Annotated in this window: 10 protein-coding genes and 1 pseudogene; 7 read left to right on the top strand and 4 right to left on the bottom strand. The window is 43.4% G+C overall.

The annotated features are described in order from the left end of the window. The first annotated feature begins 266 nt into the window (after positions 1-266). The 4 genes from ACGF63_RS06020 to ACGF63_RS06005 are packed head-to-tail and all read left to right on the top strand — an operon-like array spanning position 267 to position 7,265. Positions 267-1,727: a DUF3375 domain-containing protein gene (locus ACGF63_RS06020; RefSeq protein WP_152963211.1), complete on the top strand. Its 1,461-nt coding sequence runs from the start codon at positions 267-269 to the stop codon at positions 1,725-1,727. Positions 1,728-1,772: 45 nt separating this feature from the next. Then, complete coding sequence (locus ACGF63_RS06015) at positions 1,773-2,681, top strand: DUF4194 domain-containing protein (RefSeq protein WP_387629500.1); 909 nt, start codon at positions 1,773-1,775, stop codon at positions 2,679-2,681. Beyond that, entirely contained in the window at positions 2,674-6,072 is a 3,399-nt protein-coding gene (locus ACGF63_RS06010) for an ATP-binding protein (RefSeq protein ID WP_239002471.1), read from the top strand. The genes ACGF63_RS06015 and ACGF63_RS06010 overlap by 8 nt, the downstream gene beginning before the upstream one ends. Beyond that, on the top strand, positions 6,069-7,265 hold the full coding sequence (locus ACGF63_RS06005; protein WP_387629496.1) for a DUF3322 domain-containing protein: 1,197 nt from the start codon (positions 6,069-6,071) through the stop codon (positions 7,263-7,265). Before ACGF63_RS06010 ends, ACGF63_RS06005 begins: the two co-directional genes overlap by 4 nt. 36 nt (positions 7,266-7,301) lie before the next feature. On the opposite strand, the gene cynR is transcribed toward ACGF63_RS06005, so the two are convergent. Beyond that, positions 7,302-8,084 (bottom strand): transcriptional regulator CynR, encoded by a 783-nt coding sequence (gene cynR, locus ACGF63_RS06000; RefSeq protein ID WP_152963215.1) that lies wholly within the window; start codon positions 8,082-8,084, stop codon positions 7,302-7,304. Between the two features lie 376 nt (positions 8,085-8,460). Between cynR and ACGF63_RS05995 the strand changes: the two genes are divergently transcribed. Then, positions 8,461-8,673, top strand: coding sequence for a hypothetical protein (locus tag ACGF63_RS05995; protein WP_387629494.1), 213 nt, complete (start codon positions 8,461-8,463; stop codon positions 8,671-8,673). A gap of 155 nt (positions 8,674-8,828) precedes the next feature. Here ACGF63_RS05995 and ACGF63_RS05990 read toward each other — a convergent pair whose 3' ends face one another. The 3 genes and pseudogenes from ACGF63_RS05990 to ACGF63_RS05980 form a co-directional block, all read right to left on the bottom strand. Further along, a complete protein-coding gene (locus ACGF63_RS05990) occupies positions 8,829-9,539 on the bottom strand; it encodes a hypothetical protein (protein WP_387629491.1) in 711 nt (236 codons plus the stop codon). Positions 9,540-9,913: 374 nt separating this feature from the next. After that, positions 9,914-10,199: pseudogene (locus ACGF63_RS05985) on the bottom strand (transposase); the annotation flags it as partial. A 123-nt stretch (positions 10,200-10,322) separates the two neighbouring features. After that, a complete protein-coding gene (locus ACGF63_RS05980) occupies positions 10,323-10,775 on the bottom strand; it encodes a hypothetical protein (RefSeq protein WP_387629488.1) in 453 nt (150 codons plus the stop codon). A gap of 547 nt (positions 10,776-11,322) precedes the next feature. Here ACGF63_RS05980 and ACGF63_RS05975 point away from each other — a divergent pair. After that, positions 11,323-11,973 (top strand): hypothetical protein, encoded by a 651-nt coding sequence (locus ACGF63_RS05975; protein WP_387629485.1) that lies wholly within the window; start codon positions 11,323-11,325, stop codon positions 11,971-11,973. Then, positions 11,970-12,530 (top strand): hypothetical protein, encoded by a 561-nt coding sequence (locus ACGF63_RS05970; RefSeq protein WP_387629482.1) that lies wholly within the window; start codon positions 11,970-11,972, stop codon positions 12,528-12,530. The genes ACGF63_RS05975 and ACGF63_RS05970 overlap by 4 nt, the downstream gene beginning before the upstream one ends. Positions 12,531-12,922 lie beyond the last annotated feature (392 nt).

The raw sequence follows: 12,922 nt of genomic DNA, 5'->3' as shown, positions 1-12,922 counted from the left end.
ATCTGCGCTAATCGCTTTTGTTTTTCATCATCTTACTGCCTTCTTCAAAAAATGGATGGCTTTATAAGCTTAATTCTCTCTGATCACAGCGCCTAATAATTACAAGAGTTAATAACAGGCGTTGACATAATAAAAAACATGATGATATGGTTTTTATTTGATTGTGAATTATACAAAATTCTTAGTGGTGGCTTTTTGGAAAGGGTGGTGACGAGCCAGTACTCATTTAATCGCTTTTTACTCATAACCACACAGAGGGAGGCAAGTTGAACTTCCAAGGGTTACAGGCAAAGTACCGCCGTCTATTTCAGGAAAGTGCAGCCTGGAAACTGTTAAGAGCTGATAATTCCCCTTTAATTTTGGCATTTTTGGGTGAGTTATTTTCGGAGGATAGTGAAGTCCCTTTTAGTCGTGCCCGTGTGTCACTTGATGCAGAGCTGGTACGCTGTCGTGAACTTGGTCTGTGGGAAACGGAAACGGGGGCTGGCACTTATCTCAATAAATGGATTCGGGAAGGCTGGTTGCGTGAGATGGATGACACATTAACTAAAACGGATGCCAGTGAAATTGCGCTCCGTTTTAGTCAGGGACTTGATGAGCGCAGTTCAGGAACTACTGCGTCTCATCTTCGAATTGTTCAGGAAGCGGTCAGGGACTTTGCGGTGGCGATTAGCCCAAATGTCGATGAGCGTGTTACGCTTTTGGAAGATAGAAAATCTGAAATTCAGAGAGAGATTGATGCTCTAAGGGCTGGCGTTGTAACCGAACTGACCGAGGTTGAGCAGCGGGAAAGAATTCGTGAAATCTACCAGTTGGCTTCTGTTTTAACGGGTGATTTTCGCCGTGTTGAAGATGAAATTCGTCGGTTGGATCAGGAAATTCGTATTCAAATTATTGAGGGAGATTCCACCAGAGGAGATGTTCTTCTCTCTGTTTTGGAAAAAGAAGCGCTATTGGCTAAAACGGATGCCGGTAGTGCGTTTGAAAGCTTTTTTGATTTGTTATGTGATCAAAATAGAACTATGGAGTTGCGGGATCAGCTTCGAAGCATTTTAAATCGCCCGGTCGCAGAACACTTAAGTACCCCGCAACGGCAATTCTTAAGTCAGCTCATGCGAGAATTGAGCCGTGAGAGTGACCGAGTTTTTCAAATCAGACGAAGAACAGAAGAGAGCTTGCGTGCTTACATAGAGAGTGGCACTGCTCAAGAAAATCGTGCTGTTGATAGATTGCTTGGTCAATTGGAACGACTTGCTGTTGAATTGAGGAATGCTGATTGCGACTTGCAAACAACAACAGCTCTTTCATTGCCCGTTGGGGCGGCAAGTATTAGTTCTCCCGAAAGCATGCTCCTTAAATCACCCGATGAAAAGCTGGATACCTCTGGTGTTGAAGAGCGGTTTAACTCTCGAGAACCGAGTATACAGATGCTGGATTGCCTTGATACTGTTCAAATCCGATTGATCGCTGAGAGGGCATTAGAAACGTTAAAAGAGTTTGGTCCAATGACGATTGCATCTATTGCACATTATCACCCGCTTAATTCAGGGTTGGAGGAGTTAGTTGCCTATTTACGGGTTGCGAAATCTGTCGGGGCGGCATTATTGGAAGAGAAGGAATCAATTGAAATTAGTGACAAACAGGGAGTTCGCTTGCGGGCGTCTATCCCCACTTTTCTTCTGAGTGCCGACCTGTTTCCAGACAGTTTGGATGAATTGGTCCTGTAATGGTGAATAGAAAGTGGCTGTAGATATCATTGTGTGAGGGTTGGAATGCATAAAGACAAAAAGTTGAATAAAGATAATGGTACCCCCGCAACCCTCGAGAAGTCTGATTCAGATCCTCAGAAAGAACAGCAAACAGGGTTCTTCGATCAGTTGATAAAACATCATACTCAATCAGGGTATAACCCGCTTACAGGCACATCCGCTGTTGAATCTGATGTCGCTGCCAATAAAAGCTCATCCGTTGAAGTTGATGATGTGTTAGCCAGTGATCACTCTGAAAGTTCAAGTAGTAGCATGCCACCTGATGCGCGCCGGGTGCTGGTTAGCTTGCTGCGTCAGGGCGTTATATTGTCTTCGCAGAAAGCCAAGTTGTTTGAATCGCTTTGTCGATACCAATGTGCTGTACGCAAACATCTGTCAGAAGTCTATTTGAAGCTGGTTTTAGATGAGAAAGCGGGTGTCGCCTTTATAGCCGGTTTTCAAAATGAGGAAGATACCGAGTCATTGGGTATAGATGATGAAGAGGTTGTCTCTCTGATTAGCCGAAGGACGCTCTCTTTATACGATACGTTGTTGCTGTTAGTGCTGCGCAAACACTACCAGGATCGGGAAACGTCAGGTGAGCAAAGGATTATCATTGATATCGAGCGTATAGAATCCCATTTGACACCGTTTTTACCGCTGACAAACAGTACTAAATCTGACCGGAGAAAACTCAAGGGTGCTCTTGAGAAAATGGTGACGAAAAAAATATTGAGTTCAGTGCGGGGAAGTGAGGATCGCTTCGAGGTTACACCGGTGATCCGCTACGTAGTCAGCGCTGAATTTCTCGAAAATATGCTTAATGAATACCTGAAAATGGCGGGCGAGAAGGGTATTGAGCTAAATAAAAACGGCAGCAACGCTGTTGATTATCAAGATGGAGAGGAGGAAACAGGAGATGAAAATGACTGATCAAACTCTTTCGGCTGATTCATTATTTCATGTTGGTCAAATCAGATTAGCCGAACTCTCAGTTTATAACTGGGGGTCATTTAACGGCTTGCATACCGCGTTGATCGATCCTATGGGAACTTTGGTTACTGGGGATAACGGTGCGGGAAAATCGACGTTTATTGATGGCCTTATGGCCTTGCTCCTTCCTGCCGGAAGGGCAACCTTTAATGTGGCTGCGGCGCAGGGTGATCGTTCTGACCGGACTTTACTTTCTTATATGCGGGGAAGTTTTGGATCTGCCCATGATGGAGCGGGTACGAGAGTCAGAAGTAAGCGTGAATTTGGCGTGGTGACTGGGCTTAGAGCTTTATATCAGGGTAACGATGGCTCAAAAATCACGCTTGCGGCACTTTTCTGGATCACTAAATCGACGAATGTGCTTGCGGACGTGACACGAGTTTATATTGTCGCCAAAAGAGACCTGACTCTTAAGGAAATGCTTGATGCCTTTGGGGATGGTAATGCCCGATCATTCAAGCAATGGCTCCGTGATGATCCGGCAATGACATGCTGTGATGATAATTTTTCCGATTATCAGGAGCTGTACCGAAAGCTTCTGTATATGGACAATAAGAATGCGCCTGCATTGTTGTCGCGGGCGTTGGGCCTGAAAAAAATTGATGATTTAACCGGGTTGATTCGTGAATTGGTACTTGAACCGAGTACAGTCAAAGATGATGCCAAAAAGGTAGTGGAAGAGTTTGCTGATCTAGTGGCAATTCATAGTCAATTAGTGGATGCAAGAGCACAAAAAGAGCATTTATCCAGGTTACCTGAACTCAGCTCAATTATCGAAAAAAAGACGAAAGAATTTGAGGAATTAACGGCCGAAAAAAACAGTCTCCCGGTCTACTTTGGGGAAATCTTCGCACAATTGTGGAGTGAGAAAATTGCCGATATTGAGGCTGAACTTGAAGCACTATCCCTCGGAATTAAGCAAGCTGAAGGGCAGAAAGTCGATGCGGATAACCTGGTTGAACGAAGACATGAGGAATATCTTCAATTTGGCGGGGATAAAATAGAGTCGCTTCGAAAAGAAATGGGTCATACCCAAGATCAATTGAATCGGGTGGTTCGAATTTCATCGCAATATCAAACTCATGCCAAAGATCTGGCTCTCCCTGTTGTATTAGAGGAGGCTGTATTTCTCAAAAATCAATCCGAAGCATCAGTCAGGCTTGCTAGTATTCAGCGTGACGAAGAAGAGTATCAGGATAGGTTTGCCACCATCAGTGCTAAATTCAGTGAGTTGCAAGCAAATATCCATGATATCTCTCAGGAAATTCGGGAAATCGAGGCAAGGCCGGATTCTAATATTGATGTGAAATATCAGCAACTGCGGGATGAACTGGTTAACTCCTTAGAATTAAGTAAAGACCAATGTGTATTTATCGGTGAGCTTATCGATGTCGAAGATCATGAAAAGAGATGGCAAGGCGCGATAGAGAGGGCGTTAGGCGGGTTACGGACAACACTTGCTGTGCCACATCATTGTTATTCGATGGTGACTCGCTGGTTAAACGCCCGGCATACGGGTTTACATGTACGTGTTCAAGTTGTGAATGATGCTGCGACTAACCTGGGTCAATCGGCGGAGTTTAAGCCTGACGGTTATTTAAGGAAACTGGTATGGCGCACTCACCCTTATCGGGAGTGGCTCAAGCATCACTTGCAGCGATTTGACCTGCAATGTGTTTCGAATACGGAAGAATTGGATCAAACCCCGTTTTCGATGACGCAACAGGGGTTAATGCACATGGATAAGGGGCGCTTTGATAAAAAAGATCAGAACCGGATAGATGACAGGAGACGCTGGTGTCTGGGTTTTTCAAATAAATCACGTTTAGCCATTCTTAATAACGATAAAAAAGAGTTAACTCTGCAACTGGCGGAAACCGGGAAAAATGTGAGTCAGGCCCGTCAAGATTTGAATTCTGTTTCTGATCGTAAAATACTTTGGGAGAAGATCCAAAGTTACCGCTGGGATGATATTAATGCTCCTTACTGGCACGAAAAGCTTTCTGATTTGCAAGCTGACCTTAAGGTGTTAGAACAATCAGGCGGTGATCTTGATAAGGCCAGAGAGCGTTGGGAATCGGCTAAAGAGCAATTGGCTCAAATTCAATCGGCATTAAATCAGCTTAACTCTGATTCTGGTGGCGTTAAAAATACGCTGAAAAATGCGCAAGAAGAATGGAGCAAAGCGCAGGCAAAAGCGTCGAGGGGATTACCTGATTCAGCCAGGCAGTTACTTGCGATGCGGGTTGGCGTGCTTAATACAAACGATTTAAGCCGGATGGCTGAATTGGTGTCGAAAGTTGAAGAAGATTTGGATCGTCTGTTAGATTCTAGCCGGAACAATAAAGACAGAGCGGAAAGATCAGCCATCAGCATTATGGTTTCGTTCAGGTCTAACGATAAATGGCAAGTCTTCACGGTTGACTGGCAAAGTGATATTGGCAGCTTACCTGATTATCTTAATCATTTACGACAACTGGAAGAGGAAGGGCTTCCCAACCTGGTAGAGCAGTTTATTGAACGTTTGAATAAGCATGCAACGCAGTCGCTGGCGCGGATTAAAACTAAGCTTGAATCTGAACGGGAAGATATCCTCGAGCGGATTGACATTATTAACCGGGTCCTCAAGCGTACAGAGTTTCGATCAGAGACACATTTAAAGTTGGGTTCAAAAAGAGAGAAATTCCCGCATGTTAATGAATTTGAACAGCATCTGCGTAAGGTGCTTAGTCAGGTAACCAGTGATGACCATGAAGCACGGTTCCGTCAGTTGGCTAAGGTAGTTGAGATCCTTGGGAAAGCAAGTGCGCCAGGTTCCTCAAATACATTGGAAAGTTTAAGGCTGCTTGATTCCCGTTATCAGATGTCATTTTATGCCGAAGAATTGGATATCAATACGGGTGAGATTCGTGATGTATTGGAGTCATCCAGTGGAAAGTCAGGTGGGGAGAAAGAGTCATTTGCGGCAACTATTGTTGCGGCAAGTTTGGCCTATGTTTTGACGCCGAATGGCTATGATCGACCTGTCTACTGTACTGTTTTCCTGGACGAAGCATTCTCGAATACGGCCGAAACAGTAAGCCGGCGTGTGCTCCGGGTATTTAGGGAACTGCATATTCACGTTAATTTGATTACGCCTTATAAAAACCTGAATTTGGCGAGAGAATCGGCCCGCTCGTTGCTCATTGCAGAAAGAGACCAGGAAAACCACGATAGCCATTTATGTGAAGTCACCTGGGAAGAGATTGATCGGAGAATGAGTGAAGAGAAGGAGAAAAAGTTAGCTGCTGAGGTTGCTGGTCTGGGCATCGAACTTGAAAAACTGATATGAAAAAAGGGCTGTGTGAAACGCGCTGGGGGTTATTGCCGGCACAAGTTAAGAGCATCATTAGGCAACGTGAGTGGGATAATCTTTCCTCACTAAAGGCCCGGTTACTGGGCATCAAAGCATTCCCTGTCCGTGTTGGCTTAAAACCACCGAGAGGCAGTTCTGCCATATCAGATATGGTTCATTTTCAGCGGTTTGTTGATGAGTGGAAATCATTTCCCTATCAAGACCATGTGGAGTGGTCTTCCAAAAATTTCCGGGAGTTGTCTGAGCAGCGAATCCCGACTTTTGTTGCTATTGAATCAATGCAACATTTGATTCAATTTTTAGGGAATGATGCTCTTGCGCGAAGTAAGGTATGGGAAAGAAATATGAAGCCATTCTTGCGGGTTGATAAAGATCTCTATCCTGCATTGGTTAAGTGTATAGATATTGTGGAAAAACTCTCTTTGAGAGATGCGGAATTACTGGCAAAGCTTCTTCCACAATTAAAGCCAGGCTTGGGGGAAGGACAATATTTAAGAGCATTACCTCTCATTGGTATTGATACTAAGTTTCTTGAGAACCACCAAATCCTGATCGAAGAGCTGACCGATGTGATTCACAAAGGTGCGGTTTCTGCATTTGGAGGTCTTACTGCCTGGTTGGGTTGTTTAACAAATCCCAAGGGCTGGTTAACCATCAGACCGCTTTGCCATACTGCGATGGCCGCGCTTGGTGGAATTCCGATACTTCAAATACCTGGTGAATTACTTAAACAGCACGAACTTCCAGCATCGAATATATTAGTAGTCGAAAACTTACAGTCTGGTTTGGCATTACCCGACATGCCTGACACAGTTGCGGTGATAGGAGGAGGGAAAAACGTTGCATGGATGGATGCGACATGGTTGAGAAGCAAGCGTGTAGGGTATTGGGGAGATATTGATACCTGGGGCTTGTCTATTCTCAGTGACGCCAGAGACAAGTTTGTGGATATTGAATCCCTGATGATGGATGTTGAAACCGTTAAAGTTCATGAAGATAGAATGGTTCCTGAACCAAATCCAGTTGAATCCAATCCTTCATCGCTAAATGAGGATGAAGCAAAGTTGTTTAATAATCTCATCTCTGGCCGGTTCCAGTCTTCACGTTTAGAGCAGGAACGTCTTTCATCTGATTACATTAGAAACAAGCTTATAGATTGGCTGTCTTAATTCGGAAGCCACCAAGCGCACTGTGTTTTCTGTTTATCAGAAATTATCACTTTCTTGGTGTACATCGAAACGGTGCGTGATCAAATTGGCAAACGCCTGACTCGCAGCGCTTCGATACGCGCCGCTGCGCCATAACAGCACGGCATTGCGCTGCGGTAACGGAGGTTGAATGGCAATGGAATTGAGCCCGGCCTGCTCGTAGGCTATGACATCAGGTAACAAAGTCGCGAGCCGTCCCCGGCGGACAATCTCTACGATTGTGCTGATTGAGTTAGCCTCAATTGCAATGCGCGGCGTGATCCCCTGTCTCTGGAAGTACAAATCGATATGGCTTCGCGTTGCAAAGTCTTTGCTTAATAGCGCTAATCCTTCATGTTCCAGCATCTTCGCTGTCAATGATGTTTGTTGACTGATGAATCGATGCGATTGACCAACGATCAGACTGAGTGTTTCGATGAACAATGGCTCGCTATCAATGTCGGGGGATCGCACCGCTGAAAACGCGATGCCGAGATCGAGTTGGTTCTCCGCTAAAGCTACCTCGATCTGATCTTGCGTCATTTCCTTGATATTCAATGCAATTCCCGGATAGCGTGCGTTGAAACGTTCTACCCAATGGCCGATGAAGTAAGTAGTGAAGGTGGGTGTCATTGCCAGCCTGAGCAATCCAAGGCTTAAATCCTGCACATGCAGTGATTCCTCAAGCTGTCTGATTTGTTGTGATAGGGTCGGCTGCGAGACATGAAGTTCCTCTGCGGCGCGAGTGAAGCTCTGATGTTCGGCAATCGCCAGAAGATAACGAATGTGTCGCAGTAGCATGTCAATTAACTATTTGAAAGTAATATGGAAATAATGACAGCCCGATCTTTGAAACTATAGAAAAATTTGCTCATTCTTCACCTGTCAGCTGTCTTATCGGCCACGATGGAGTGAAGACTATAAGGGCTTCCCGAGCATGTCAACGTCGGTTTGTCGTTCTGTAGCGGCCCGTTCCGAAGCTAGTGTTGACGCTGGTGGTATTACCTGTCTCTTCTACATAAATTCCCTGTTGCAAAATAGGGGTTCTACGCCAGAACCGCCGATTTTTCCGTCACCCTAGTTCCAGCTCTCCACAAGCGTATCCAGGTCAATCATCTTTCCATCACTCGTCAAGTCAGCTCCTGCGTACATTGCTCAATAACCCCCTTCAAAAATAGTGATGGAGGCTTGTGGCAGCGCAAATTACTGGAGCCGCCAATTTAAACGCTTTGGTCATGAGGTGAAGCAAATCAGCCCCAAATATGTTGCCCCATTCAGAATGGGCAGCAAGAATGATAAAAATGATGCAGTAGCTATTGTGGAAGCAGACAGTCGTCCGGGGATGCGTTATGTACCGGAAAAATTGACAGGTAGTACCGACTCTCTGTGAACCTGGTAAATAGCCCAGTCTATCGAGGCTGTTCAAATAATGAGGGCAGAGAGTGCGGATTTTCATCAGGGCTCATTGAAGCCGAATATATGTTTGCGACTACGTTGTCAGAAAAATTTACTCACCCACTTGAATTGAGTCGGTGTCCATATAAGTCATTTACGTGCCTCATGTATTGTTGGTTGTTTTGTTGGTTGTTTAGTAAAGCAGGTTTGCGCCCAGCGAGCTTTTGGATCTCCATAGTAATATAACGGGAATGTCTCGTAATTCTCCAAAGATCTCGTATTGTCCCACGGGTTACACACTTCCCAAACTGGATGTAACGGTGGTTGTGACTCCTTCATATTGAATCCGGCCGATATCACCACTGCGTGACCCCCAGTATCACCCAAGGTGGGAATTTTCTTTGAGAAAAAAACGGCAACGACAAATGGTCGACTATTAAACAGTTCTTCTGTACAAAGACTCGCATCAGCTTTTCCTTCTATTGCTTTCTCAAGTGCTCCTATTGCCCCTAAGGATTTGTCTGGCATTCCCTCTTTATTGCAATTATCATCACCTGGAAAATGGTTGTAGGGAGCTACACAAGATCCAGGGTTAAGCTGTCGGACTTCAGAATAAATCGGCTCTTGTAGGTAATGATACGGTCTCCGCGCATAATAACTGCCTACACTCGCAGCCACAGCGATCCAGCACCAAAACGTTTGCTCCTGCCTCTGCGCGTACCCTTTAAGCCAGAAATCCGTGAAGTAGCCTGTCCGATCAACATATGAGCGGCTAGCTTCTATGCTACGTTTGGAGGCAAAAAGCGCCACTCTCTTTAAAGAGAGGCATCTCGGTAAATTGCCATTTTGAATATCAGTCATGTTGTCCTCACTTGTTGAAAATGCGACTCCAGTTTTAGAATTTCAGATCACTAATCACATTAGATTTTAAGCTCGTAAATTATAAAAACCATATATAAAAAAACAGCCACAATTAACATATTATGCCGTCATAGTTAATTTTAACATTGGATTAGTAGCTATTTTTTGTATAAACATGGGGTGTGAAGAGACATATTTAAATGTAAATTGCTTTGTATTAACTTAAAATACATACACTACGTACAAACTTCATTATTACTAGTAAGTATCAGTATATAAAAGCTCCTTTCATTGGGATCTTTTCTATCTACTTATTATAATCCTTTGAAAGGATAGAAACTATGAAATAGGCTAAATAACTGATCCTCATTGTGCTACATATTTGTCATACCATGACCGCCTCCAGGAAAGGGGGATACGTTGTGCATAAAATGCTTAATTTTCCTGAGGCGTTCCCACATAATATTGGCATCGGTGGTTACGTGTTATCGTTTCATGCAGGGCGTGTCAAGGTTTCTCAATCAGATTCATCCATGGCGAATAAATGGGTTGGAATAACAATTTGGACTTCGGGTTATTTTTCAACCAAGCCTCTGTCTTACGGCTTTTATGGATGATGTAGTTATCCCGTATCAACGTGATACTTTTGGCTCTTCGGTATCGGGGCTATGATAGACATGACTCAGTCCTGTTAGTGATTTGTGATGTTTAGCCATCGATCAGATCACTAAATTTGGACTGAGTTCATTTTTTGGGGCGTGATCTACTATTCAGAACAGTTACTTAGGTGTTTAGTTCTAGCTTCCAATAAAAGAGTTTATGCCCGCAAATTACTCTTGGATGGGGGGCCACTTGGCCTGGTGGTATACTCAAATAGGCTTTACGGTCATTCGCTGGCTGTATAGTGTAAAAACCATTATGATGTTTGCTGACTGTAAATCTCAGGCTATCACCATCAGGACTGTTTCCAACAGTCAAGACATCATAAATACGGCCATCTACTTCTATCTTTTCATAACCGTTTGCCAACCTAAAAGTTTGACTACGGATTAACGCGTCTATTGCTCCTGTCTGAGCTCCGTCCAACCGTTGTGGTATAACCCATACCACATGAATATTATTTCTCGGCTCAGATACTTCATCAAGACTAAACCCTCCAACTATATTAGATGGACTAGATTCTCGAACTCCGAGATATAAACCTGTTTCTGCGCTAGTTAACCTGTAATAAATCATAACATACTCCTTTTTAGATATTTATAAGATAAAATTCACATATAGTTATATATAGTGTGTTTAAGAAAAATCAAGAAATCATAGAATTTTTTACTTGTCATACACAATATAAGATCTATTTTATTTTTATACAAAATATAAACTTCATCAGAGCCATGTCAACAAATTACTAATTATTTCATTAGAGCTTATGTTCGGAGAACATAAATAAAGTGTGGAACAAATCATCAAAATGATTCCCATTAAAGCTTGTACATAGTGTATGCATTTAAAGTTAATACAAAGCAATTTACATTTAAATATGTCTCTTCACACCCCATGTTTATACAAAAAAATAACTACTAATCTGAGAGCCAAATTAACTACGCTACCACAATATGTTAATATAGCGTCTTTTTTTATATGTGATTTTTATAATTTACGAGCTTAAAATCTAATGTGATTAGTGATCTGAAATTCTAAAACTGGAGTCGCATTTTCAACAAGTGAGGACAACATGACTGATATTCAAAATGGCAATTTACCGAGATGCCTCTCTTTAAAGAGAGTGGCGCTTTCTGCCTCCAAACGTAGCATAGAAGCCGACAAACAACCCTATGTCACGGATTTCTGGCGTAAAGGGTACGCGCAGAGGCAGGAGCAAACGTTTTGGTGCTGGATCGCTGTGGCTGCGAGTGTAGGCAGTTATTATGCGCGGAAACCGTATCGTTACCTACAAGAGCCGATTTATTCTGGTGCCCGACAGCTTAACCCTGGATCTTGTGTAGCTCCCTACAACCATTTTCCAGGTGGTGATAATTGCAATAAGGAGGGAATGCCAAACACGTCCTTGGAGGTGATAGGGGCGCTTAAGGAAGAAATAAAAGGAAGAGCTGATTTTAACCGTTGTGCACAAGAACTGGCTAATAATAGTCCATTTGTCGTTGCCGTTATTTTCTCAAAGAAAATTCCCGCCTTGGGTGATACTGGGGGTCACGCAGTAGTGATATCAGGCGGATTCGATCTGGTGCCACAATCATCGACAAATCCATATCCAGTTTGGGAGGTTTGCAATCCATGGGACAATACGAAAACGCTCGAGAATGCCCATATATTCCCGTTATATTACTATGGAGATTCAGAAGCTGACTGGAGGCAAACCTGCTTTACTAAACAACCAACAAAACAACCAACAACAATACATGAGGCACGTAAATGACTATTTCCTTTGTGAACGATCCAAGCGGAGCGGACAGTGTTATCGTTTCTTTTTTGCAAGGTATTATAGATGGAGGCTCGCTTAGCGAAGCTGACAAAAACAATAAAATAAATACCAACGACGTCTCATCGTCGAACCCAATTAAAATGTACTATGTCGATCACAGTGAATTTGAAAAAACGAAATCTTTGATCAAAGCTGCTCATGCTACAGGTTGGAGGTATCTATTGTTGTCAGGCAGCTCTGCCGTGTCCGACCTCCATTTGAACATGCACGATGCAAATCTCATCGTTTCCTCGATGACCCTTGATGGCCCGATACCCGTCTCGACAGTTGAGGCGCTCCTTGCAGCGGAAATGGATAGTAGGGTTCAACAGCAAAGCTATGAAGTGCGGCAACTTAATTTACCTTGGTGTCATTTCGTGGCTCTATGGTTGCACAACCCAATTCACGACATTATCATCCCGCTTAAGCCAACATTAATCCGGGATATCGCGATCCACAAATTGTATGAGGTGGAAGAGATCTCAAATAAAATTATAGCGCAAATAAGTTGACTCTAAGATGCTCAACTAAATGCCCAGTTAAAAAAATGGGCATCTTTTAGTTTTTGGTCGGCGGGAAATAGGGGCAACCTTGATGTTGGACTCATTGGCTAATGGTTTCTGCATAAAATCATCCAAATAATGTACTTCATGAGCTTGAAGTAGCTCACTCTGCAAAAAACGTGATTTGACATCAATACAGTAGTAATTCTGCGCGTAGACAGCTCCATGAAAGACTCCTTTCTTTATATTTTTGCCCATTGCTCGGTGTTGGCTGAAAACATCCTAAGTTACCTCAATCACTGTTTTTTGTTGAGATCAGCAAGACAAGCAAAAGTTCAAAAAAATCCCTCGAATAGACCAAGAGATTTGTGTAGGAAAGACAGGGTATTACCCCGCAGCTT

Source organism: Photorhabdus sp. RM322S, assembly GCF_042879395.1.
Taxonomy (GTDB): domain Bacteria; phylum Pseudomonadota; class Gammaproteobacteria; order Enterobacterales; family Enterobacteriaceae; genus Photorhabdus; species Photorhabdus khanii.
This window is presented reverse-complemented; position numbering and strand designations above follow the sequence as displayed.

Bases quoted from the DNA above. Each gene is read 5' to 3' on its own strand.
- ACGF63_RS06015 (WP_387629500.1), top strand. From the start codon at position 1,773: ATGCATAAAGACAAAAAGTTGAATAAAGATAATGGTACCCCCGCAACC.
- cynR (WP_152963215.1), bottom strand. From the start codon at position 8,084: ATGCTACTGCGACACATTCGTTATCTTCTGGCGATTGCCGAACATCAG.
- ACGF63_RS05980 (WP_387629488.1), bottom strand. From the start codon at position 10,775: ATGATTTATTACAGGTTAACTAGCGCAGAAACAGGTTTATATCTCGGA.
- ACGF63_RS05990 (WP_387629491.1), bottom strand. From the start codon at position 9,539: ATGACTGATATTCAAAATGGCAATTTACCGAGATGCCTCTCTTTAAAG.
- ACGF63_RS06010 (WP_239002471.1), top strand. From the start codon at position 2,674: ATGACTGATCAAACTCTTTCGGCTGATTCATTATTTCATGTTGGTCAA.
- ACGF63_RS06005 (WP_387629496.1), top strand. From the start codon at position 6,069: ATGAAAAAAGGGCTGTGTGAAACGCGCTGGGGGTTATTGCCGGCACAA.
- ACGF63_RS05970 (WP_387629482.1), top strand. From the start codon at position 11,970: ATGACTATTTCCTTTGTGAACGATCCAAGCGGAGCGGACAGTGTTATC.